This is a genomic window from Geminocystis sp. NIES-3708 (assembly GCF_001548095.1).
Lineage (GTDB): Bacteria > Cyanobacteriota > Cyanobacteriia > Cyanobacteriales > Cyanobacteriaceae > Geminocystis.
On record NZ_AP014815.1, the window covers coordinates 2,837,113 to 2,862,396 of the forward strand.

Annotated in this window: 20 protein-coding genes; 10 read left to right on the top strand and 10 right to left on the bottom strand. The window is 31.0% G+C overall.

Annotated features, from left to right (window positions below):
- Positions 1-32 precede the first annotated feature (32 nt).
- Together urtA and GM3708_RS12515 are read left to right on the top strand one after the other, a co-directional pair.
- Positions 33-1,346: an urea ABC transporter substrate-binding protein gene (gene urtA / locus GM3708_RS12510; protein ID WP_066347491.1), complete on the top strand. Its 1,314-nt coding sequence runs from the start codon at positions 33-35 to the stop codon at positions 1,344-1,346.
- 128 nt (positions 1,347-1,474) lie between these two features.
- Positions 1,475-1,873 carry a hypothetical protein gene (locus tag GM3708_RS12515; protein WP_066347494.1) on the top strand — a complete coding sequence of 133 codons (399 nt, stop codon included), beginning with the start codon at positions 1,475-1,477 and terminating at the stop codon, positions 1,871-1,873.
- A gap of 77 nt (positions 1,874-1,950) precedes the next feature.
- On the opposite strand, the gene GM3708_RS12520 is transcribed toward GM3708_RS12515, so the two are convergent.
- Entirely contained in the window at positions 1,951-3,348 is a 1,398-nt protein-coding gene (locus GM3708_RS12520) for an ATP-binding protein (protein ID WP_071827671.1), read from the bottom strand.
- Between the two features lie 439 nt (positions 3,349-3,787).
- Here GM3708_RS12520 and GM3708_RS12525 point away from each other — a divergent pair, with 439 nt between their 5' ends.
- A complete protein-coding gene (locus GM3708_RS12525; protein ID WP_144439319.1) occupies positions 3,788-3,973 on the top strand; it encodes a hypothetical protein in 186 nt (61 codons plus the stop codon).
- A gap of 233 nt (positions 3,974-4,206) precedes the next feature.
- Here GM3708_RS12525 and rpsU read toward each other — a convergent pair whose 3' ends face one another.
- Positions 4,207-4,383, bottom strand: coding sequence for a 30S ribosomal protein S21 (gene rpsU, locus GM3708_RS12530; protein WP_066347499.1), 177 nt, complete (start codon positions 4,381-4,383; stop codon positions 4,207-4,209).
- A gap of 125 nt (positions 4,384-4,508) precedes the next feature.
- Positions 4,509-6,077, bottom strand: a complete 1,569-nt coding sequence (locus GM3708_RS12535) for a site-2 protease family protein (protein ID WP_066347502.1) — start codon at positions 6,075-6,077, stop codon at positions 4,509-4,511.
- Positions 6,078-6,220: 143 nt separating this feature from the next.
- Here GM3708_RS12535 and GM3708_RS12540 point away from each other — a divergent pair, with 143 nt between their 5' ends.
- The 3 genes from GM3708_RS12540 (at position 6,221) to GM3708_RS12550 (ending at position 10,088) form a co-directional block, all read left to right on the top strand.
- Positions 6,221-6,889, top strand: coding sequence for a class I SAM-dependent methyltransferase (locus tag GM3708_RS12540; protein WP_066347503.1), 669 nt, complete (start codon positions 6,221-6,223; stop codon positions 6,887-6,889).
- A gap of 113 nt (positions 6,890-7,002) precedes the next feature.
- Positions 7,003-7,746: a phosphoribosylaminoimidazolesuccinocarboxamide synthase gene (gene purC, locus GM3708_RS12545; protein WP_066347504.1), complete on the top strand. Its 744-nt coding sequence runs from the start codon at positions 7,003-7,005 to the stop codon at positions 7,744-7,746.
- Positions 7,747-7,790: 44 nt separating this feature from the next.
- Positions 7,791-10,088: a BamA/TamA family outer membrane protein gene (locus GM3708_RS12550; RefSeq protein WP_071827672.1), complete on the top strand. Its 2,298-nt coding sequence runs from the start codon at positions 7,791-7,793 to the stop codon at positions 10,086-10,088.
- 280 nt (positions 10,089-10,368) lie between these two features.
- On the opposite strand, the gene GM3708_RS12555 is transcribed toward GM3708_RS12550, so the two are convergent.
- Positions 10,369-11,076 (bottom strand): response regulator transcription factor, encoded by a 708-nt coding sequence (locus GM3708_RS12555; RefSeq protein WP_066347508.1) that lies wholly within the window; start codon positions 11,074-11,076, stop codon positions 10,369-10,371.
- 57 nt (positions 11,077-11,133) lie between these two features.
- Here GM3708_RS12555 and hisG point away from each other — a divergent pair, with 57 nt between their 5' ends.
- Positions 11,134-11,766, top strand: a complete 633-nt coding sequence (hisG, locus tag GM3708_RS12560) for an ATP phosphoribosyltransferase (RefSeq protein WP_066347510.1) — start codon at positions 11,134-11,136, stop codon at positions 11,764-11,766.
- Positions 11,767-12,166: 400 nt separating this feature from the next.
- Positions 12,167-12,907: an alpha/beta fold hydrolase gene (locus GM3708_RS12565; RefSeq protein ID WP_066347514.1), complete on the top strand. Its 741-nt coding sequence runs from the start codon at positions 12,167-12,169 to the stop codon at positions 12,905-12,907.
- Between the two features lie 145 nt (positions 12,908-13,052).
- Here GM3708_RS12565 and GM3708_RS12570 read toward each other — a convergent pair whose 3' ends face one another.
- The 4 genes from GM3708_RS12570 to GM3708_RS12585 all read right to left on the bottom strand — a co-directional run bounded on the left by GM3708_RS12570 (position 13,053) and on the right by GM3708_RS12585 (position 20,199).
- Positions 13,053-14,150 carry an ATP-binding protein gene (locus GM3708_RS12570; protein WP_066347516.1) on the bottom strand — a complete coding sequence of 366 codons (1,098 nt, stop codon included), beginning with the start codon at positions 14,148-14,150 and terminating at the stop codon, positions 13,053-13,055.
- 156 nt (positions 14,151-14,306) lie between these two features.
- Positions 14,307-18,434, bottom strand: a complete 4,128-nt coding sequence (locus tag GM3708_RS12575; RefSeq protein WP_066347518.1) for a PAS domain S-box protein — start codon at positions 18,432-18,434, stop codon at positions 14,307-14,309.
- A 46-nt stretch (positions 18,435-18,480) separates the two neighbouring features.
- Positions 18,481-18,693 carry a hypothetical protein gene (locus tag GM3708_RS12580; RefSeq protein ID WP_066347521.1) on the bottom strand — a complete coding sequence of 71 codons (213 nt, stop codon included), beginning with the start codon at positions 18,691-18,693 and terminating at the stop codon, positions 18,481-18,483.
- A 759-nt stretch (positions 18,694-19,452) separates the two neighbouring features.
- Positions 19,453-20,199, bottom strand: coding sequence for an alpha/beta fold hydrolase (locus GM3708_RS12585; RefSeq protein ID WP_066347529.1), 747 nt, complete (start codon positions 20,197-20,199; stop codon positions 19,453-19,455).
- A 141-nt stretch (positions 20,200-20,340) separates the two neighbouring features.
- On the opposite strand from GM3708_RS12585, the gene GM3708_RS12590 reads away from it, so the two are divergent.
- Positions 20,341-21,660 (top strand): ABC transporter substrate-binding protein, encoded by a 1,320-nt coding sequence (locus tag GM3708_RS12590; protein ID WP_066347531.1) that lies wholly within the window; start codon positions 20,341-20,343, stop codon positions 21,658-21,660.
- A 118-nt stretch (positions 21,661-21,778) separates the two neighbouring features.
- Here the strand turns inward: GM3708_RS12590 and GM3708_RS12595 are convergent, their stop codons facing one another.
- Together GM3708_RS12595 and GM3708_RS12600 are read right to left on the bottom strand one after the other, a co-directional pair.
- Positions 21,779-22,081, bottom strand: a complete 303-nt coding sequence (locus tag GM3708_RS12595) for a prevent-host-death protein (protein ID WP_066347539.1) — start codon at positions 22,079-22,081, stop codon at positions 21,779-21,781.
- 98 nt (positions 22,082-22,179) lie between these two features.
- A complete protein-coding gene (locus tag GM3708_RS12600) occupies positions 22,180-22,575 on the bottom strand; it encodes a DUF309 domain-containing protein (protein WP_066347541.1) in 396 nt (131 codons plus the stop codon).
- A 38-nt stretch (positions 22,576-22,613) separates the two neighbouring features.
- Here GM3708_RS12600 and GM3708_RS12605 point away from each other — a divergent pair, with 38 nt between their 5' ends.
- A complete protein-coding gene (locus tag GM3708_RS12605) occupies positions 22,614-25,235 on the top strand; it encodes a chloride channel protein (RefSeq protein WP_066347543.1) in 2,622 nt (873 codons plus the stop codon).
- The last annotated feature ends 49 nt before the right edge of the window (positions 25,236-25,284 follow it).

Sequence of the window (25,284 nt, forward strand, 5' to 3'; positions counted from 1 at the left end):
TCTAAAACATCAAATAAGTAAAAAATTAAATCATGTCCAGACTCGGAAGAAGAAAATTTCTATTATACAGTTCAGCCACTATTGGTACAAGTTTATTATTAAAAGCCTGTGGAAATTCACCTCCTCCTGCTGATGATACCGCAACAACCACTCCCACTGAATCACCAGCACCTGCCACTGGAGACGCTATAAAAGTAGGTATTTTACAATCTTTAAGCGGTACAATGGCTATTAGTGAAACCAGCGTTGTGGATGCGGAAAAATTAGCCATTAAAGAAATCAATGCGGCGGGAGGAGTATTAGGAAAACAAATTGAAGCAATCGTGGAAGATGGTGCTTCTGATTGGCCCACTTTTGCGGAAAAAGCAACTAAACTAATAGATCAAGATAAAGTCGCTACGGTTTTTGGATGTTGGACTTCTGCCAGTCGTAAAGCAGTATTACCAGTATTTGAATCTAAAAATCATATGCTATGGTATCCTGTACAATATGAAGGTCAAGAATGTTCCAAAAATATATTTTACACTGGTGCAGCCCCGAATCAACAAATTGAACCAGCAGTAGATTGGTTGTTAGAGAATAAGGGTAAAGACTTTTTCTTAATTGGTTCTGATTATGTATTTCCTCGTACTGCTAACACTATTATTAAAGCACAATTAGACGCAAAAGGAGGCAAAGTTGTAGGAGAAGATTATTTACCACTGGGTAGCACAGAAGTAACTCCTATTATTGCTAAAATCAAAGCGGCATTACCTAACGGAGGGGTTATTTTTAATAGTCTTAACGGTGATAGTAACGTAGCTTTCTTTAAACAAATTCAGGCTGCAGGTTTAACTCCTGATAAATTTCCCGTTATGTCAGTAAGTATCGCCGAGGAAGAAGTACAACAAATTGGAGTAGAATATCTTAAAGGACATTATGCTGCATGGAACTATTTTCAAACGGTAGAAAGTCCAGAAAATAAAAAGTTTGTCGATGCTTTTAAAGCAGAATATGGTCAAGATAGAGTCGTAAATGATCCTATGGAAGCGGCTTATACCATGGTATATCTCTGGAAACAAGCTGTTGAAGCTGCTGGTAGTATTGATGACATAGAAAAAGTAAGAACTTCCGCTGTCGGACAACAATTTGCAGCACCCCATGGACCTGTTAAGATGTTACCTAATCATCATATTGCTAAAACTGTACGTATTGGACAAGTAAGAGATGATGGTTTATTTGATATTGTCTATTCTACTGAAGCTCCCGTTGATGCTATTCCTTGGAATCAATTTGTAGCAGAGACTAAAGGATATTCTTGTGATTGGACTGATCCGGCTAAAGGTGGTAAATTTAAGATGAGTTAAGTGTGAGGGCGAGTAACATTCTCGTCGTTAATTCAGGTTCCCTCCTAATTAATGGAGATATTCGCCCAACTAACATAAAATTTACACTTTAAAAAATCATCATCAATTATTTTTTATTAGGTTAATCAATGACGGAAAAAAAAGTCTATACATCTCTAAACCTTACGATTAATTTACCCCTAGAGTGGCAAGAGAAAATAAAAGATTTAGCATTAGAAAAACAAATATCTTTATCTGAATTAATTACTGATATTATCGGAGAATATTTAGACGAGAATATTACTGATATTAAAATTAATAGATTACAGGAAAATTATCAAAAACTAAACCAAAGACTAATAACCTTAGAAAAAAAAGATTATTCCATTGAAAGATTACAACATCGTTTAGATATTATGGAGAAATTAATCGCTAGTGTACAAAATAATTTTACTTCTATTCCTTTCGATCAATTAAGTTATTCTTCAATGATAAGTTATGAAATTGAAGACGAACCTGACGAAATTTTAACAGATTTCTTGGATTAATCAAATAGTCAAAAAATCATTTTATAACTCATTATCATTCTTCAGTATTTTTCTTTCTTTGATTAGGAACTATCATGTTATTCTATCAGAGGAAAACTAACAGTAAAAATACTACCTTTTTCTGGTTGAGAAATTAAATTAATTGTACCATTCATTGTCGTTACTAAACTTTTTACAATAGCTAGTCCTAAACCCGTACCCCCCGTATCTCTATTTCTAGCTTCATCTACTCGATAAAAACGTTCAAAAACTCTATGTTGTAAAGCTAAAGGAATGCCAATTCCTTGATCATGAATTTCAATAATAGCTGATTTATCATGCTTTAAAATAATATTAATATCAGTATTTTCAGGAGAATATTTAATAGCATTATCAATTAAATTAAGACAAATTTGTTTAAATCTGTTAGGATCCACTTTAATCTTAATATTCATATTTTTTTCTATTAAATTAATATTTCTTGTGCGATATTGTTGAGCCATAGCAATAATTTCTCGGATTAAATCATTGACGATTACTATTTCTAATTGCATCTGAATATTACCATTATCTGCCCTTGCTAAATCTAATAAATCTTCTAATAATTGTACTGTACGATTTGCTTCTGATACTGCTACCGATAAGGCTTCTTTTTGTATGGAAGTTAGATTTTCTCCCCGTCTTAAAGTACTTTGTAAATATCCTGATATGATCGTTAAAGGTGTTCTTAATTCATGAGAAACATTACTTAATAATTGTTGTTGATTTTCCCAACTTTGCCCTAATCTTATTAACATTTTTTCTAAAGTTTGGGCTAGTTTTTTCACTTCACTAGGACTATTATTAAAGTTAATTGATACTTCTTTTAATTTTTCGGCAGAGATATTTTCAGCAACATTACAAATTTTTTCTAATGGTTTTAAAGAATAATAAATATAATAGGCGATCGCCATAATCATTATAGCAATAGCGACAATAGTCGCAATAGTTAAACTGCGAATTAAATAGCTAAATAAAATTTGTTCGTTAGTAATATTTTGAGCAATATATAAATGACCAATAAATTTTTGATTAATATTTAAAGGAATTCCACAAATAAGCCAATAATTCTGATTAAGAATGATCACTTTTGGAGTTGAAGATAGATGTTCAATATTAGCTAATTGAGGATAAAAATAACTTGATTTAGCAATAATAAGATTATTCTTATTTTTAAACCAAAATAAATTTTTATGATCAGATAAATTTTTAATAGTTTTTTGAATACCCATTTCTAAAGAAACCATTTCACTATAAATTTCTACATCATGGGGAAAACGATTGGCTACAGAATTAACGGTTTGTTTATGAGTCATTATTAATAAATTTTGCATTTTCCAATTTATCCAGAAGGCTACACTGCCTAATCCCAGAGTAGAAAGTAATGCAACACCTAAAGTTAAGCGAAATCTTAAAGAATTAAAATCAATAGCTTTTACTTTAGATATATTAGCCATAATTTGAGTTAACATTGTTATCTTTAAAAAAGCACTCAGATATAAATAAAAAATTTTTATCTATTCCCATTAAATCTTACTAATATGATTTTTTCCTGAATTTTTGATTAAATACTCTTCTTTTATTCTTCATTGATTTTACCATCTTAAAAGTTATGTATTGGAATAAGGTGAAAATGAGGTGACTATAATTTCCAAGTATTAGACACTATTAAAGCAAAAAAAAGAGATTTATATTCTCTTAATTTAAATAATTTATTAGATAAAAATTGGTTGTTTTTATTTCATGATATAATATAAAACTATAAATAATCGTAGTGTAAAAAATATAACTTTCTGTAAACTTAAAGTCTTTTGGAAAGCAGATATAAAAAAACTTGTGATCGCTATTGAGAAAATTTTATTTAAAATATCACAAGAAAAAAATGTAACTTCGTTAATGAATTTGAATGATGCTAATAGGAAAGAAGTAAGTTTATTTCTCTCGGAAATAGTTATAAATTTAATGTTAGAAGAAGGAATAGAATTATCAGAAAATATTAATCTTAGTTTTGTTAATTTTACAGCTAATCAATGGCAAAATTTAGATAATTTAATTAAAGAAAAAATTACTATTAATTGTTAGTCTTTTCATCAAAAAGCAAGTCTTAAGTATAAGCGATTACTTAAACTTTTTGACTTGCTTTAATACTTTATGAAAAACAATACTTAACAGACTTACATAATTTCATCATTAATGAACAAAGACAAAAACAATTATTTGCAATTATCAATTGTCAATCTTCTTATCACCTTACCTATTTATAAAAAAATCACTATAACTATCTAAACACTAACATTCCGACAACATTACTCTACTTAACGAAAGCGTTTTTTGCGACGGGCAACGGCTTTGCGTTTTTGTTTTTCAATGGGGGTTTCAAAATGACGCAGACGCTTAATATCAGCGAAGATTCCAGCTTTAGAAACCTGTCTTTTAAAGCGACGTAAAGCTGATTCTATATTTTCGTTTTGTCCCACAACCACTTGGGTCATCTAATATCCTCCTTACTAAAATATTACTCAAATTTTAAAACTAATCTACAATTATAACTTAGTAAACAGCGTTCTACAATCCATAAATTAATTAAATTTTTAGTCATGATTAATAAGTAAAGATTCTACAATCCAATGCCGATACCTAAACGACTAGCTAAAGTTGGGGTGATAGGAATTAAGGTTGTTAAAGATAAAAAAATTAATATTAATCCCCATGCCGCTCGTTTATCATTAGGTTCAGTTATTTCATTTAAACTAGGACGCTCTAATTCTCTTTGTAAGAATAAAATGACGATCGCCCAATAGAAAGGTAAAGAATTAATAGGATTGAGAATGCTAACAATACCTAAAATAATTAATGTGCCGATAGTAGCACGGCGACAGGTTTTTCTACCATAGATTGCTTGAATAATTCTACCACCGTCGAGTTGACCTGCTGGTAAAAGATTTAAGGCATTAATCACTAATCCTAACCATCCCAAAATCATTAAGGGATTTATACCGATGGTTTCACTTTGTAAAGCAGAATTAAAAAATAATTTTGCTAAAATACCGACAAAAATTGAGCCTTGAAAAAAATTAGTGGGAATTTGAAAACCACTTTCACCATTAGACATCAAAAAACCTAAAAGTAGTATCAGAAACGAAACGGCAAATCCTGCGGCGGGTCCAGCAAATGAAATATCAAACAAGACAGAGCGACTAGGAATGATAGATTCAAAACGAGTAATAGCACCAAAACTGCCTATTTGTATCGTAGGGATAAAGAAAGGCAAACTTATTTTAACATTATTTTTTGCTCCTATAATTTGATGTCCTATTTCATGAGCTAATAAAATAATCCATAAACCAATACACAAGGGTAAAACTTCTTGATAACGATTCCAATTACCAACTAAATCGAATCCTAACAGTAAAGCAATCGCCTCCATACTGGTAAAAATTGTTGCTAAAAATAATACTAAAGCGAGATTTTTTTGTGAGAGGGTTAAAGGCTTAGGGTCATTAGTACTAGGTAAAATAATAACAACAGGTTTTCCTTCAGGAGTTTCCACTAAAAATAAGCGATATTTATCACCCAATTTAGCAGTTAATTTTTCAGTTAAATGTTGATGAGTAAAATCAGCTTCTCCCCGTAAATTCCCTTTTAAAATAACGCCTTCTTGATAAGGTATTGTTTCGGTTATAAAAAAAGTATCGATGCCAAAAATAGTTTTAATGACTTTTAAATCTTCTTCATTAATAGGAGTAAAATCAGGTTGTATTTGTTCGATTTTAATCGGAAATTGATTTTGTTTAAAATTATCAAGATTATTATTAGATGATGATATTTTATTGCTATCACTTACAGTTTCATTTTTGTTAATATTTTCAATTAATTGTTTTTTAATTTGTTCGAGATTGTCAGGGTTAATATTTTTCGTTGCTTTTTTTCTAATTAAATTACCTAAATAAATATAAATACCTGAAGATAAAACTAGAAATAAAATAACAGAAATAAGATTAATATATATCCCCGTTGCTAATAATCCAAAAAATACTAGCCAAGGACTCATTAATGTTAAAGATTGTAGCCACGCTAAAATACCTATCTCACCAAAAAGTTTAGCTCGATTATAACCCCAAATAATGATTATAAAGGCAACTAAAGTAATGGCGATAGTAGTAAAATTATCAGATAAATTAAACATAAATTAGTAATTGATGGTTGACTGTTAACAGTTGACATTGCTTGAACAGTTGGGATATTCTGCTACAAGAATAGTTGATTTATTATGAAATTTTCCCTACACCTTATACTTTAACGAATTATGTATCATCTATTATCTTAAAAATGACCATTGAAAATCTAAACCTATCTCCTAAATTATACGAATATTTATTATCAGTATCTTTAAGAGAATCGAAAATCTTACAGGAATTAAGAGAAGAAACATCATCTCATCCTTTAGGAAAAATGCAAATTTCCCCAGATCAAGCCCAATTTTTGGCATTATTGATTAAGTTAATGGGAGTAAAAAAGATTCTCGAAATAGGTGCTTTTATGGGTTACAGTTCTACTGCAATGGCTCTAGCTTTGCCAAACGACGGAAAATTGATTGCCTGTGATACACGAAAAGATTTTACCGATATTGCCCAACATTATTGGCAAAAAGCTCAAATCGCTCATAAAATCATTTTACATCTTCAACCAGCATTAAAAACTTTAGATCAATTAATCGGACAAGGAGAAACAGAAACTTTTGATTTTGTTTTCATTGATGCAGATAAAAGCAACTATTCTCATTATTATGAAAAATCTTTACAATTAGTCAGAAAAGGAGGATTAATTGCTATTGATAATGTGCTTTGGTATGGAAAAGTGGCAGATGAAAATATTAATGATAATAGAACTCAAAAATTAAGAGAATTTAACACTAAATTAGCTCATGATGATCGTATTGATTTAAGTATTATTTCTATAGGAGATGGATTAACTTTAGCTATGAAAAAAACTATTTAATAATTAAAAATTAATTCTAAACCTGATTATTTTTAAAAAACATTATCCTAATGCCCTTTATCTTTTATGATATGGTGATAGGTGAATATTTTTTCATTTCATGATTTTTGATTATGTCAACACCCGCTAAACTTTACGAAGGAAAAGCTAAAATTGTCTATTCTACACAAAATGAGCAAGAATACCTAACTTATTTTAAAGATGACGCTACAGCCTTTAATGCTTTGAAAAAAGGTACTATTCAGGGAAAAGGAGAGATCAACTGCACAATTTCTTCCGCATTGCTCAAATTATTATCTGATAAGGGTATTGAAACTCATTTTTTGGCACAAAAATCAGAAAGAGAAATGTTAGTCAAAGCAGTCAAAATTATACCATTAGAAGTGGTAGTCAGAAATATTGCTGCTGGAAGTTTATGTAAACAAACAGGTTTAAAAGAAGGGTTAGAGTTACCTTTTCCTTTGGTTGAATTTTATCTCAAAAATGACGATTTAGGAGATCCCCTTTTAACTAGCGATCGCTTATCAATATTAAATATAGCTAGTGATGAGCAAATTGAGCAGTTAAAAAATAATGCACTCAAAATTAATCAGTATCTTCAAGATTTTTTTGTAAGTTGTGATATTACTTTGGTAGATTTTAAATTAGAATTTGGTTTAGATGCTCATGGTAACTTATTATTAGCCGATGAAATTAGTCCTGATACTTGTCGTTTGTGGGATTGTTTGGAACAAGATGCCGAAAAAAGAGTCTTGGATAAAGATCGCTTTCGCCGAGATTTAGGTAAAGTTGAATCAGCATATGAGCAAGTACAAAAAAGAGTTTTAACTCAAATTGAAAAACTGGGAAATACCTAGTATATTTAAAAACAATTATTGCAATTAAAATTTGGTGTGTGGCAGTGAAAAACAAGAAAATTCAATATCGTTCTTTGACCGCTAAAGTGGATAAATCACGTTCAACATGGATAATTTCTGATCAAAAAGACAAAAAATCACTAATTATCCCTCAAATTGACCTTTTGAAATCTAAAAATCATTCTTCATGGTATAAAACTTTCCTTTTCGCACTTTTATCCACTGTTGGTTTAACATTTCCTTTCAAAGCAATCGCATTATCAGACACTATAACTACTTCTACGAACCTTTCGGCGACAACAGATTTGACAACTCCAGAAAAATCTTCCGTTACCTTAGAAAATCATAATGCAGATTTTGTCATTGCTGAACCATCCGAAGCAAAAAAAGAACTATTTTCTCCTAATTTAACTGCACAAACACAACCATCAGAATCCCAAGCAAATCCAAATCCTCAGCCTGAGTCTAATTCTGAGCCTCAACCAAATCCTACACCCCAACCAAATCCTACACCTCAACCAACAACAGAATCTCAACCGCCAGTGGATGAGCCTAGAGTCTTAGTATCGGAAGTATCGGTGGTAGGAGTAGAAGGAGAATTGCAAGATTTAGTTTTTAATACTATTAGAACTAATCCCGGACGCACTACTACTCGTTCAAGATTACAAGAAGATATTAATGCCATTTATGCTACAGGATATTTCCGAAATGTAAAAGTAACTCCAGAAGATACTCAGTATGGGGTAAAAATAATTTACGAAGTACTATCTAATCCAGTGTTAGAAAAAGTTGAAATTCAAACTTTGCCAGAAAAAAAAGATGGACAAACTTCCTTATTACCTTCAGATGTAATTGAAAAAGCATTTACAGATCAATATGGTAAAATTCTCAATCTTCGAGACTTACAAGAAGGAATTACCGAAATCAATAAATGGTACACCGATAACGGTTATGATTTAGCCCAAGTGGTAGGAGCACCACAAATTAGTGAAAATGGTGTTGTTACTTTAGTTATTGCCGAAGGAAGATTGGAAAATATTCAGGTTAGATTTTTTGATAGCGAACAAGAAGAAATTGAAAGTAGGACAAGAGATTTTATCGTCACAAGAGAAATGCAACTAAAACCCGGTGATGTCTTTAATCGGAAAACAGCACAACAAGATTTACAAAGAGTATTTGGTTTAGGAATTTTTGAAGATGTCAAATTGTCATTTAGCCCAGGGCAAGATCCTTCAGAAGTAATCATGAACGTTGATATAGTTCCTACTAATACTGGATCTTTAGCGGCAGGGGCTGGTATTAGTTCTACCAGTGGTTTATTCGGTACTGTTAGTTATCAAGAAAAAAATTTAGGTGGCAATAATCAAACGGTAGGATTAGAATTTCAATTAGGAGAAAGAGAATTATTATTTGATTTAAGTTTTCAAGATCCTTGGATTGCAGGTGATCCTTATCGTACTTCCTATGGTGCAAATCTTTTCCGTAGAAGATCGATTTCTCTAGTTTATGATGGTACTGACACTGAAACTATACGTACTGCGGAAAATAATGATAGTCCTAGGGTAGTACGTACAGGTGTTGGTTTCTCCATTTCTCGCCCCATTGCCAAAGATCCTTTTTCTCCTGCTGACTGGGTAATTAGTGGAGGATTGCAATATCAAAATATTGAAATACAGGATGCTGATGGCGATCGTGCGCCTAGATCAGGAGAAGCCTTTGGAAGTCAAAAACTAGCTTTTAATAGTGGCGGTATTGATGATTTAATTACTTTAAGATTAAATGCTTCTAAAGATACCCGTGATAATAGTTTACGCCCTACCAATGGCAGTTTATTATTGTTAGGTATGGAGCAAACCTTGCCTCTGACTTCTATTTTATATAATCGTATTCGGGCAAATTATAGCTACTATTTACCTTTAAAATTACTGAATTTCGATTTCATGGAAGGACCTCAGACTTTAGCTTTTAACGTCCAAGGAGGAACTGTTTTAGGAGACTTACCCCCCTATGAAGCCTTCGTTATTGGTGGTAGTAATTCCGTTAGAGGTTATGGAGAAGGGGATTTAGGTAACGGGCGATCATTTTTCCAAGCTACCGCAGAATATCGTTTTCCCATCGTTTCCTTTTTAGCAGGTACTCTATTTTTTGATTATGGTACAACTCTCGGTTCAGGGGGTGCAGTAATCGGTAAACCTTCAGAAGTAAGGGGTTTAAGTGGTGATGGTTTTGGTTATGGCTTAGGAGTAAGGGTACAATCTCCCGTCGGTCCAATCCGTATCGATTATGCGATTAATGATGAAGGTGACAGTCGTATTCATTTTGGAATCGGCGAGAAATTTTAAATAAAGTAAGATGAAAAAGTTTTTTAGTGAAGGTAAGAAACAGGAAAAAAATTATGAAGATAAGACAAGTGGACAAGTCAAGAGGTAGAAAAATTTTCAATATTTGTGTCTTTTTAAAATAACTTTATTGACTCAAAAAAAACAATCTCCTTGTTTTCCCAGTCTATCTTTCACTATTTTTCTATCCCAAAGAAAAAGTTGGTAAGGACATTCTTAAACGGTGAAAGTTAATCACAACAAAAAGTTACTATTAGTTTTTTACTATGTTTTCATTAAAATTTTACCCATCGGATTGTAAACCGAACCAATAACCTTTACCATAAATGGTATGAATTAGGATTGGTTCATTATCTTTTTCAATTTTACGCCTTAGTAATCTTACCATTGCGGCTACTACGTTACTACTAGGGGATTCTTCTTCACTCCAAAGATACTCAAAGATTTCCTCTTGAGTTACTAGCTGATTAAGATTAAGGCTAAAAAACTCTAATAATTTAACTTCTTTTTCTGATAACTTAATTAATCTGCCGTTACGATAAGCTAATTGATTCTCTAGCTCTATCTCTAAGTCTGCAACCTCTAATTTTATTTTATTTGGCTGAGGCTCAATATTTACTGATAATCTACGTAATAATGCCCTCACTCTAGCTAATAATTCCCTTAATTCAAAGGGTTTAATTAAATAATCATCAGCACCAGCATCTAAACCAATTACTCGATCATCTAAAGTATCTTTTGCTGTTAAAAATAATACAGGAGTTGTAGCGATAGATTGATTAATATGAGATTTTAAACCTTGACAAATTTCTAAACCAGTCTTATTCGGTAACATCCAATCAAGAATTAGTAAATTATAATTTTGTGTCAAAGCTAAATTTAATCCTTCATTACCGTCATGACATAATTTCACCTCATAACCTTCCTGAGTTAAAATCCGTGCCAGACTTTTTCCTAATTCTTTCTCATCTTCCACCAATAAAATCTTCATTGACATGATCTACTCTTCACTGATAATTAATAAAGAACAATAAAAATACTTATAATTATGTTAACCATCGCACTACCTAAAGGCGCACTTCTAAAAGAAAGCATCGAACTTTGTCAACAAGTAGGACTTGATTTTAGTTTATTTCTTTCTTCTAGTAACCGTCAACTACAAATTGAAGATTCTCAAGGATTAGCTAAAGCCGTATTAGTTAGAGCCCAAGATGTCCCCGTATATGTAGAATATGGTCAAGCTCATTTAGGTTTTGTGGGCTATGATGTGTTAAAAGAAAAAAAAGCTAATGTTGCTAATATTGCTAATTTAGGTTTTGGTTATTGTCGAATGTCTGTAGCTGTACCAGAAAATAGCCCTTATCGTAGTTCTGTTGATTTACCCGCTCATGGTATTGTTGCTTCTAAATTTGTCAATTGTGCTAAAGAGTACTTTCGATCACTAGATTTACCTGTGGAAATTGTACCGTTATATGGTTCAGTAGAATTGGGTCCAATTACAGGAATGTCAGAAGCCATTGTCGATTTAGTCTCAACGGGAAAAACCTTAAGAGAAAATGGTTTAATTGAAATTGATGTTTTATTTGAAAGTAGTGCCTATTTAGTTGCCAATCCTCTTACCTATCGTCTTAACACCTATAATCTTAACGACTGGGTAAAAAAAATAATTAAAGTTTCCTGAATAAATCAGAAATCTATAAATATAAAAAAATACTACTTGACAAAAAGTGCTAAATTTTGGTTATTTTTATTGAATAATTCAATATTTTTGATTCTATTACCTCAATAAAACATTCCTATATTTTTAAAAATACTAAAACTAAATCTTGATTGATCAGTTTTTTTCCTCTCTCCGATAGGGATAATCCATTAACTACCTCTTAATTTTATCAATCAAACTTTTTTATCACATATATTTTTTATAATGAGAATAACTTGCAATAATTATCATTATCAGATATATTATTAAATAAGTATTTGATAAAAATTATCAATAAGAATCGGTTACTATGTATTAAGCAAGGTAATGGTTAAAAATCTTGCTGATACTTTTTTAAATTATTTAGTAATTATTGAGAAAAATGTTCAAAAATCCTGATGTACTTTGGTTAAATAGCAACCCTTATTTACTCCGTTTTAATTTACCCATTATTAAATATTTATCTAGTCATGCAAAAATTGGTCAATGGGAATATAAAATTCATCAAGATGAAAGTACATCTATTGATCAAGCAATAGAATTATTAGACAATTATTTAAGTTTAATCAACAAACCAGTACATTTAATTGGACATAGTACTTGCGGATTATTAGGTTTATATTATGCACAAAAATATCCTCAAAAAGTTAAATCTTTGACAATTTTGGGGGTAGGTGGTAATGCTGGTTGGGATTGGGTTAGTTATTACTATATAATGCGATCAAATCTTCAATGCAGTAAAGACATAATTCTAGCAAAATTAGCCAGAAATTTATTTGGTTATCATAATCAATATTATCAAAAAGCCTTTATTCAACTTTTAGAAAAAGCCTTGTTATATTCTTTATCTCCTCATTCTCTTTATCAGAGATTTAATTTACCCATAACTCAAATTTCTTCACCATTAATGGTTTGTGGTGGTAAAAATGATAAAATTGTTTCTTGGGATGAAATCAAAAAATGGAAGTCTTATTTAAAACCTGAAGACTGTTTATGGCAATGTCCTCAAGGAGAACACTTTTTTCATTATTTTGAAGCTAAATTATTATCGGAAAAAATAGTTGATTTTTGGAGTTTATTATTGAAAAATGAGACCAATATTAAAAGTTATTCTTTACAGTAACTATAACCAATAGTTGATTAATTTATAAATAAGCTAAAACTCATTTAACTTGCGTTTTTAAAAATTCGTAAAAAATGTATCAAACTCCTATAAATTGCTCCTTATCCATTGCCTACCTTCAAAAAAATTTTAAAAAATAACACTCCTAATTATATTTTCGAGGAATCATAACAGTAAATATTGTTCCTTCGTTTTCTTTGCTTTTAACTTCTATTTTTCCACCTTGCAATTCTACTGCTTTTTTTACTATAGATAAGCCTAAACCATTACCTTTTATATTACCCACATTATCTCCTCTTTCAAAAAGAGCAAACAATTTTGTTTGATAATTTTCTGGTATTCCAATACCTTCATCTTCTATTTTTAAAATAATTTCTTTTTCTTCACACTGAATTTGGATAATAATTTTTCCTCCTTCAGGAGAATATTTAATAGCATTAGAGATTAAATTATTAAGAATATGATTAAGGATTTTTTGGTCTAAATATACTTCATAATTTTCTTCATTGGAATATAATTTTAAGTCATGGTTTTCTGTTAAGTTATTATATTCATCAATCATAATACTGAGATATTCTACAATATTAAAATACTGAGGATAAAGAGTAATTTTTCCTTCTTCTGCTTTGCTGATTAGTAATAAATCTTCTAATGAGTCTGTCATTTTTACTACCGCAGACTTAATGAAATTAAAGTATCTTTCTTTTTTATCGGCAGAAATGCGATCGCCATAATCTCGAATTAATTCAGTATAACCAAGAATATTCGTTAAAGGAGTACGTAAATCGTGAGAAGCAGTAGCTAAGGCTTGGGTTTTGATTTGATTTAGTTTTTTTTCCGCTGATAAATCTGTTTCTCTTTGTTTATCTTCTTGATGCTTGGCTAAAGCAATAGAAATAGTAGTGCGAATATCAACAATTTTATAAGGCTTAACTAAATAACCATAAACAGGAGTTGACTTACTACGATTAAGAGTCTCATTATCAGCATAAGCACTAAGATAAATTATCGGAGTTTTGTATTCACTATAAATGGTTTGTGCGGCAGTAATACCATCCATTTTTCCCTTTAACATAATATCCATTAAAATTAAATCAGGTTGAGATTTTTTAACTTTTTCAATGGCTTTTTCTCCTGAGTTGACAATCCCACAAATTTTATAACCGAGTTTTTCTAAATCTAACGCTAGACTTTCCGCCGCTATTAATTCGTCTTCGACTATCAAAATTTGTGCGGTGTTCATTTTTTACCTCTTGACTAAGAATAAATTAAAGAATAAGTGAAAAAGGTGACAATTATAGATTTTAATATTAATTAAACCTCCATAAAACTCTTAAGTATAATGTAATTTTAATATTTTATCTTTTACTTTATCAGTAAAATCAAATTTATTTTAGGATTATTCCGGAGTAAATGTAATGGAAAAAATTGTCCCTTGACTATTACCATTAACGAATATTTCAGCATCTAATTGTTGACTTAATAATCGAACTAATCGTAACCCTAAAGAGTTACTTTTTTCCCAGTCTAAATTTACTGGTAATCCGATACCATTGTCTATCACTTCTAATTTTACCTGTTCTTCTTCTTTTACCATCAAATTAATAGTAACTTCTCCTTCTCCATTGGGAAAAGCGTGTTTAAAAGCATTAGTTACTAATTCATTGATTAATAACCCAGCAGGAATTGCTGTTTCAATACTTAAAAAACATTCTTGCAAATGGGTAATGGGTTTAATACCTGTATGATAATGATTATAAGAAAGAAATAAATTTGATACCAGTCGGTTAATATAATCGGCAAAATTGATTTGAGAAAGATCATGAGACTGATATAATTGCTCATGAATTACTGCCATGGTTTGAATGCGATTTTGACTGTCTTGAAACAGAATTTTTACAGCTTCATCTTCTATATAACTAGATTGTAAATTCAATAATCCTGAGATAACATATAAATTATTTTTTACCCGATGATGAACTTCTTTTAATAATATTTCTTTTTCTTGTAAAGATTTAAACAACTTTTCTTCCGCTAAATGTCTTTCCGTCACATCCGTAGAAATACCATCAATACTTACTGCTCTACCATATTTATCATATACTATATGAGATCTTTCTCGAATCCAACGAGTATCCCCCGTCGATAATTGAATTTTATATTCTAACTCCCAACTTTTCCCATAATCATTTTGTAAAATACCTAACTCATAACTTTCCATAATATCTGCCCAAGTTTTTTCCACTGATTGACGATATTCTGAGACTACCATATCTAATAAGATGCCTCGATTTGCTAAAATATCTGCAGGAGAATGACCATATAATATTTGACAAGCAGGATTTATATAACGGGGTTGCAAATCTGGTAATGACATTGACCAAACTACGTCTTGTAAAGAGCTTAATACACTATTTAGTCTTCCTTCACTTTCTTGTAATGAGGCTTCCGCTTGTTTACGACCACTTATATCATTAATAATAGCGATAAAGTAGGATGGATCAACTGCCACCCATACTACAGACATAGTTAAATTAACCCACAATAATTGATCATCAGCACAGCGAATACGAATTTCTCTTTCAAAAGTCGCATGATAACCTGATAATAAACCCGATAAATCTGTCAGAGTAGGGGAAACATCATCGGAATCAATGAGAGAATGAAAATCTACATCCGCTAATTGTTCACGAGTATAACCCATTAGTTGAATAAACTTATCATTAACTAAAACTATCTTACCCGGAAGACTAACTTGTACAATTCCAACGGCTGCTTGATTAAAAATACTGCGAAAACGTTGCTCACTTAATTTTAATCGCAATTGTGCTAGTCGAACTTCTTCTATATCTTGTCCACAAGCAATAATACCAATTCCTTGACCATAATTATCAGTAAAACGATTAACATTCCATAACAAAGTTCTTTCGCTACCATCCGCTGTTAAGATTTTATTCTCTAAATTTCGTTGAACTGTTCCCTCATTTAAAGTTATATTTAATTTATCCCTCAAAATATCTCTTTCATCAGGGGCAATAAACAGTAAAAAATAATCTTCCCCCAACACAGCATCCCTTTGCCAACCAAATACTTTTTCGGCTTCCTCATTCCATTCCATGATACGATATTCTTGATTAAGTACCACTAAAACAGTACCGGCTGTTTGCACAAAAGTTCTTAACTGTGTGGTAGTATGCTCTAATTCTTCTGTCCGATCTTTTACCCTTATTTCTAACTCTTCATTAAGACTACGTAATTGAGACTCCGCTTGTTTTGCTAAAGTAATATCTCTAGCCACAGCATAAATAATACCCTCATCATAGGGAAGACTTTTCCATGCTAACCAACGATATTGTCCATCATTGGTTAACCAACGATTCTCAAAATTTACACTAGGAAAACCACTATCCAATTTTTCCAATTCTTGCTTTGTTATTTCCACATCATCAGGATGCACACAAGAAAGTACATTTTGATTAATTATTTCTTCTTCGGTATAACCTAAAGTCGTTAAGAAACTAGAATTAACACGCTTAAATGATCCATCTTTTCCTATAATACAAAACATATCCAGAGAAAGATCAAAAAAGTAGTTGAGTTGTCGCTGAGTTTGAGTGCGTTCAATGGCTGTGGCTAAAACATTAGCAACTGTTTGTAAAAAATCAATTTCTTCTGTCGTAAATTTACGGAGAGTTTTGCTGTAAATACCCATAACTCCAAAACAATTTTCTTTACCCCCAATTGTCACCATTGCACCACTAACAATACCAGTATTATGTAAGAAAGAAGGAGGGCTAAAACGAGTTTCTACTAACAAATCTTCAGTTACCACTGGTTGCATCATCTTTAGAGTATAACCCTGCATCCAACGAGGAGAAGAGCCAATTTGTGCCAATCCTATCCAATCTGATAACCAACCAACTCCTGCTTTGAGTAAAAAAGAGGCATTATTTGACTGCAATTCTAACAAGTCACAATATTCTACTTTCAGAGTTTTACTGACAATATTGACGGTAGTATTCATCAAAATACTTATATCATTGGTAGCTAATGCCGTGTTTCCTAAAGTAGCGATGGCAGTTTGATATTGTGCTATTTGTAATGCTTTTTGGGCATATTCTGATTGTTGAATAGCTATGGCTACCTGTGAGCCTAATTTTTGTAATAATTCTAATTCATCTTCTAACCAATTTCGAGGTTGAAGGCAATTTTGAGCGGCTAATAAACCCCAAAGTCGATTATGAAAAATAATTGGTACAACTAAGTTAGCTTGTATTTGTATCCCCAACAATAAATCCAAATGACAAGGAGAAAGATTTGCCGTAAAAACATTATTCACCGCCTGAATTCTGCCGTTAAGATAAGGTTGAATAAAATCTTTGGCAAAACAGTTATCTTGTACTATCCTGCCTAAAATTGACATTACTCCATTTTTTACCGACTCGGCAATAATAACCCCATCTCCATCAGGATATAACTGATAAACGATAACTCGATCACAATCTAAAAACTGTCTTACCTCATTTACTGTGCTACTTAATATTTCATCTAAATGTAGAGATTGACGAATACGGTAACTGAGTTGAGAGATTAATTTTTCTTTTTCTACTTGTTTTCTTTCAATTTTAAAAGCATTTTTGACATTATCAATTTCTTTTTGCTGTTTTTTTAAATATTGATATTGCCAAAAGGGAGTTAAAACTTTAATAAAATGACGAGGATTAACCAAATTAATTTGGTTGGATAAATGTAAAAAGCAAGAATTATTATTATGAGTTTTAACGTCTATTTGATACTTATTAGTATAATAACTAATAATAGAATTAGGAAAATAATGATTAACTAATATACTATAATTTTTCTCTAGTGATTTACTAATTGTGGTAATTTTTTCCTGATCATCTAAATACTTCAAAGGCTCAAAACTCAAATTTTCAATAACTTGAGTTTTCCAATCAGGATTAACTAAAGCCTTAATAATAGAAAACAAACTAAAAATTCTATTACCAAAATCTGAAATAAATCCTTGAAGATGATTATTGGTACTTAAGTTTTCAATAATTGATAGTAAAGAAGTATTTTTTTTAATTAAAATTAAATTAGGCTCAACTATTTCCTCTAAAGAAATTTTTTGATAAAAAGATTCAGTATTAAAATAACGACAAAGACTTTTAGCAGTGATAATTCCTATTAAATTATTGTGACTATTTAAGCATCCATAAATTATATATTTGTCTTGATAAATATCATTAGCAATAGTAAAAATATCTGGTAAATTTTCTTTTTTGTCACTGGGAAAACTTGCACAAAAATTTTTTGCTTTTAAAGAATAAATATTAACGTTAGAAGCAATAATTTTTAGAATCAAATGTTGAGAAATAACTCCCAAAGGTAATAATTCATCTACTACGATTAAATACTCATAACCCATCGCTAATTTTTTCACCACATCTAAAAAAGAAATGTCTGGTGAAATTAGTATTGGCTGATAATCAATAATTGTAGTGTCCAATTCTCCATAAATCATAACTTAATTCAGCAATGCCAAAAAATAGTAACCACCGCAAAAAACTTTATAAAACAGATACAATTTCTAATATTTTTCCTACCATTGCTATAGACATTATATCATCTCGGATTTTACCCTCTACCGTCACCTTTAAATCCTTTTTACGGATAGCCTCAGAAGGCTTATATAACTCGTAAGTTTCACCACTTTCACTAATAAGTATCCATACACCAACACCAATATCTTGATATTTAATAATGCCTGTTACCTTAATCATATATTTGTAAATATTGTAGAGAATATACAAATTATAGCAAAGGGCAAAAAAATATAACTTATAATTACTTCTTAGGTTTTTATAATCTCTATAATTAACTCATTTTTCAGATAGCTGATCATAACAATAACAGTAGCCCGATATTGACCCGCTTTTTTTACTTCCTATCCTAGTTGAGAATGCTTGGAGTTGCACTAAATTCACTCAACTTAGTTCCCTTACTCCCTGCTTCGCTATATCTTAGGAAATTCAAGGCTTGGTACTGACTACTGTTATTGATATTACCGAAAACGTAACTCAAACTTACCGTAAACAGCTTATTTAACCTCCATTAATCAACTTTTTTTCCTTACCCAAACTGAGACTTTACAGAGTTGCACTGAACGTCAAACAATCCCTAAGATCTGGTTCAGTTTCATCGCTCCCTTTTTACAAGTTTAGGAAATATGAAACAGAAAACTAACTGCTGTTTCGGTCATCGAAAGACAGATATCACGTATCTTATTCAGCCTTTTCACCTCACTTTTTAAATTAGGATTTATACCAGCTGTTTGGTCTATCGAAAGAAGCTTTTAACTTGCTTCTATACCTATAAGATAACAAGGTTTTTTGTAAAAGGGAAGGCAAATTTACAAAACTTTATATTGTCATTGATTTTGAAAAAATAAAGTTTAAAAATTATCTTTAGTTATCAAGAAAAAACCCTAGATTACTTACTACAAAATAAAAAATTCAATATCTATTACTAAAAATTAATTGTTAAGATTCTGTTATAATTTTACATAAATCGACATTTTTTTCCAATAAACAACAATGACCACTATGAGTAAGAACACTTATTTTTGCTTGAGAAAAAATATTTTTTAATCTTGTTGCTTCTTCTACCGATGGTAATAATTGATCTTCTCCTCCTGCAATGATTAAAACTTCTTTTTCATATTGTTTTAATTTGTGTTGATCTAAAAAAAATTTTTCTAATAAATTAATCCGCCATGATACGATATTTGGGGGTAATAAATTCATAACTCTAAGTAATCTTTGACGTTCTCTTATGCTTAATACTTCTAGTTTTGCTAAAAATGGTAATAACAACAAAGTTGAACCTCGATAAATAAAATCTGGCATGATTTGTGTAATATAAGTACCTAAATTTAACCATGGACGTTGAGAAAAAGCAGAGGCGGAATTAATCAAGATAACCCTAGTAAATATATGAGGAATTTTTTCCATTAATTTCATCGCTAAACAAGCACCAAAAGATTCTCCACATAAATAAACTTCCCTGTTGTCATTAACTTTTAATTGTTGTTGAATTAAATTAATTAATTGTTGGGTTAATTCTTGCCATTCGATACCATGAAGGGGAGGAATTGCCACACAACGCACATCAAAGTTTTGCCAAATCCGAGTTTGATTTTTAAGAAGTTTGCCACTACCATCCATGCCGGGTAAATAAATAAAAAGAGGGTTAGTAGTATTTATGGTTTTAGTTGGTAAAAATATCAAGAGATTAATCAATTTTAAATAAGTTTGTTATATTTCTATTTTATCGACGATAGTTACTATTGAATAAATAACATTAGTGAAATTTGAAGTTTATTTTCTTTTAAGAGTAAAATGTAACAGTAAAAAAATATTATTTTAATTATGTTTTCTGGTTTTTGCTTATTTTATCGTCGTCAATATTGGATTAAATCTATCAGCTTTATTTGTATTATTAGTTTGCTATTTATTAGTGGTTGTCAAAATAGTGGTTTAAATTCTGACTCTTCAACAAATAATAAAATAACAAAAATCACCTTTTGGCATGGTATTAATCCTCCTGAAAATAGAGAAATTTTTAATGAATTATTAATTAAATTTAATGCAGAAAATCCGAATATAAAAGTAGAAGCTTTATATATAGGGCAACCTGATGAACAATTACCGAAAATTATCGCGGGGGTAGCTGGAAATCAAACACCTGATGTGCTTTGGTATGTACCGCAACTAACAGGTAAATTAGTAGAATTACAAGCCCTAAAACCATTACAAGAATGGTGGAATAATTCAGAAATAAAAGCAGAAATTGATCCAGCGATGTTGCCGACAATGGAGTTAGATAATAATATTTATTCTGTTCCTTTTGCTACTAATAATACTGCTATGTTTTATCGTCCAAGTTTATTTCAAAAAGCGGGAATTACTAACATACCTAAAACTTGGGATGATTTTAAAGAAGTGGCTAAAAAATTGACTATTGATAATAATAATGATGGCAAAATTGATCAAAATGGAGCTTTATTATCATCAGGAAAAGGTGAATTTACTGTATTTGTTTGGTTGCCTTTTATTTTCAGTGCTAATGGTGAAATTATCCAAAATACTCAACCTAATCTAGTTAGTGAAGGAACAGAAAAAGCCTTACAATTAGGAGTAGATTTAGTTAAAGAAAAAAGTGCCATTTTATCTGCACCAGATCGAGGTTATGAGTTAGATAATTTTATTAATGGTAAAATAGCAATGCAAATTACTGGCCCTTGGACTTTAGCACAATTAAAACAATCTGGTATTGATTATAATGTTTTTCCGATACCTATTATTAATAAAAGTGCCACAGTTTTAGGAGGAGAAAATTTATTTGTTTTTAAAAGTAACCCACAAAGAGAACAAGCTACTTTAAAATTTTTAGAGTTTATTTTAAGTAAAGAATTTCAAACGCAATGGGCATTAAAAACAGGTTATTTACCTATTAATATCAAGGCTCAACAAAGTTCTGAATATCAAGAATTTATTAAAGAAAATCCTGTTATTCAAGTATTTTTAGATCAAATGAAGGTAGCGAAATCTCGTCCTATTATTGCTGATTATCCTGCTATTTCTGAAAATTTAGGACGGGCAATCGAATCTTCTTTATTAGGAGAAAAAACTCCAAAACAAGCCTTAGAAGAAGCTCAAAAAAGACTAGATTTATCAATAACAAAATAAGACATTAAATACTTAATTCAAAGAGATTTTACTATTTTAATAAATATTAAAAGTTCAGTCTTCAAATATAACGTTTTTTTTGCAATTTAGTGAGAAATTTTTGGTTGTAAACCGTTTTTTAAATAATACTAATTGTAATTAATCGAGTATAGTCATTGGCAATTTTCCCTAAAATAGCAGTAAATTTTTTACTTTCTATCATTGAATAATTTTTTTTGATTGTTTCTGCTGTCTTACCTAAATTTAAGTCCTCTAATTTTCGTAATTTCGCAATTAATTGTTGATAGGTTTCGGCTAGAATGATAACATGACTTATTCTTTTTTGCTTTGTAATTAATATTGATTCAATTTGTGTTTTATCAAATAATTCCCTGTCTTGATTACGAGTTTGCCTTGATGTATAACTTTTTAGTGTTGACAATATTTTGGCTATTTTATATGTATTAACAAAAAAATATATTATTTTCTTCTTCAAATTTATTAATAAATTTTTTGAACATTAAATTTACAAAGAAAAAGCTAATTTATCATCTTAATATATGGTAAAATTAAATTATTTTGCAGTTGATTACTAATTAATTTTTGATAAAATTCAGTTGCTGAATCTGGATTTATTTGTTGTAAAGCAGTCAATAAATTATAACTATTTTCGAGTAGGTTACTAACATCAATATTAAAATAATCAGGCTCATATTCTCGCAATTTTTTACTACCTTCTCCTAATAAAATAACTGCTCCTCGCCAATTATTATTACTAAGATGATAACAACCTACTGCTATTTGTAAAATTCCCTGATAGAATGTCTTATCAGGTTCGATTGAATCCATCCAAATTTCTTCAAGAGTATCATGACAAGCATAAAATTGTTGTTGATTAAATTCCTCTATTCCTTTTGTGAAAAGTTCATTATTCATGTTAAGTAATTAATAATTGAGCATATTTTCTCTTAAAAATGATTAATCAGTGGCGAAATTGGTTAAAATCTCAACATTTTGGAAGACGATCTATTTCTACTCGTTATGCTTTAATCGAAGCCTGTTTAATCGGGATTTTTTCAGCATTAGCAGCACTTTTACTTAAAGAAGGAATTAATTTATTAGGTAGTTATCGCTTAGAATTAGTAGATCGTTGGAGTGCGATCGCCATCTTACCATTATTTGGCTTAATTTTTGGTGGATTAGCAGGTTTTTTAGTGGAAAATGTGTCCCCAACGGCAGCAGGAGGAGGTATTCCCCAAGTCAAAGCGGCATTAGCTAGATACAAAATTCCCCTTTCTTTACGAGTAGCTGTAGTAAAAATTATAGGCACAATTCTGGTTTTAGGTTCTGGTTTAACTTTAGGTCGTCGTGCGCCAACTGTCCATATAGGAGCAGCTTTAGCTGGTGAATTAACTCGTTTTGTACCCACTTCTCCCGAACATCGAAGACAAATGATAGCGGCAGGGGCAGCAGCAGGATTGGCGGCAGGGTTTAATACGCCCATCGCTGGGGTAATGTTTGTGGTAGAAGAATTGATGCGAGATATTTCTAATTTAACCCTTGAAACAGCTATTGTCGCCTCATTTACAGGGGCGGTAGTGTCATTAATTTTACAATCTCCTAACTTAAAATTACCTGAAAGTATTATATCCATTGAGAATCTTACCTTTTCCCCTCACGAAATTCCTTTTTATCTGCTTTTAGGTATCCTCGCAGGAATTTTAGGGGCAATTTTTAATCGTAGTATCTTATTTAGCGTCAAGTGGAATGACAAACTAAAAATACCTTTATTCGTGCGTATTGGGGTAGCAGGATTAATTTCTGGCTTAATTATCGCCTCTTTACCGCCTTTTTTTCGGGATAACGCAGGATTAAAAGAGTTTGTGATTCGTGGAGAATTAACTTGGCAACAAACTGCCTTAGCATTTTTAGCTCATTACATCTTAACAATTTTAGCCGCAGGATCGGGTGCACCGGGAGGATTATTCGCACCAGCTTTGATTATGGGCTCAGCTTTAGGTTATTTGGTGGGAGACTTTGAAGGCTATATTTCAGGCAGTGAAAGCATTTCAACTTTTGCCTTAGTGGGTATGGGGGCGTTATTTACAGGAGTTGTCAGAGTTCCCATTACAGCTATTATGATTGTATTCGAGTTGAATGCTAACTTTAATTTAGTATTACCCTTAATGATTACTTGTGCTGTAGCTTATATCAGTGCTGAAACTTTCGAGAATGGTTCTGTATATCAACATTTATTAAGCAGTATGGGTATTGAATTGCAAAAGGAAAATAACGATACTCAAGAGCATTTTTTAAGTCATTTAACCGCCGCCGACGTGATGCAACCTCAGGTAGAAACCGTTACCCCAAATCTATCCATGTCGGAATTATTGGAATTGATGACAACATCCCATCATCGTGGTTTTCCCGTTGTCGAAAATGGTAATATCGTGGGTATTATTACTCAATCAGATTTAGTCAAAGCGGAAACTTTTAATAGTGATATTTCTATTGATGAAATTATGACAAGAAATCCTATCACCGTCAAAGCTGATGTTTCTCTTAGTGATGTGTTATATCTTCTCAATCGTTACCAATTATCCCGTTTACCCGTTTTACAAAATAATCGTTTAGTGGGAATTATCACCCGCACTGATATTATTCGAGTAGAGGTAAATGAGTTAAAAGCTGATGCCTTGACAAAATCTCAACCTGCTTATACAGTTTATAAAACTCGTTCACCAGCCACAGGTAAAGGGCGTATTTTAGTGCCAATAGAAGAAGATGACGATTTTCGTGCCTTATCAAAAATAGCTCTATCTATTGCTCGTTATTATCAATATGAGATAGAATTTGTGCAGGTGATTAAAATAGCGAAACATCAAGATCCCAGTACAATCAAAGTCGATAAAAAAAATGCCCGACATCTCATGCAAAATTTAGAGAGAATGGGCAGAAAAGCGAAAATATCCGTACATACGAGCATAATAGTAGGACATTATCGCAGTCAGATAATTTTAGACATCATCAAACAACGACATATTAATTTATTAGTGATGGGATGGAAACAGAATTTTTATGGACAAGAATTCGTTTTTTCTCAACTAATTGACAGTTTAATTAACAAAGCAACTTGTGAGTTAATTTTAATTAGATTAGGCAAAAATAAGCAGTTTTACCCTTATAATATAAATCCTCTGGGTAGCCTTTTAATACCAACGGCTGGAGGACCAAATATAGAAGAAGGTTTAAAATTATTACCAGCTTTTTTAGAAGTTTATAATCAAGAAAAATTACCACCAATTTGGCTAACAAAAGTTTATCCACCAGAAGCAAAAGATTTTAATAGTAATCAACTTTATACTACTACGAAAAAATTGCAAAATTTACTAAATACAGAAGTACAATCTTTAACAGTATGCTCAACTTCAGTAGTATCAGCAGTAATTCAATTAGCGGAAACTCAAAAATCAGAATTAGTTATTTTAGGTGCATCTCGTGATAGTTTATTAAAACAAGCATGGTATGGCAATATACCTGAAGCTATCACATCTAAACTGGATACAACGGTAATTATTATTCGTCTCCCTTCTTGAGAAAAATCCAAGTAAAATAGGTTTTAGCTTATAATCTGATTTCGATCTA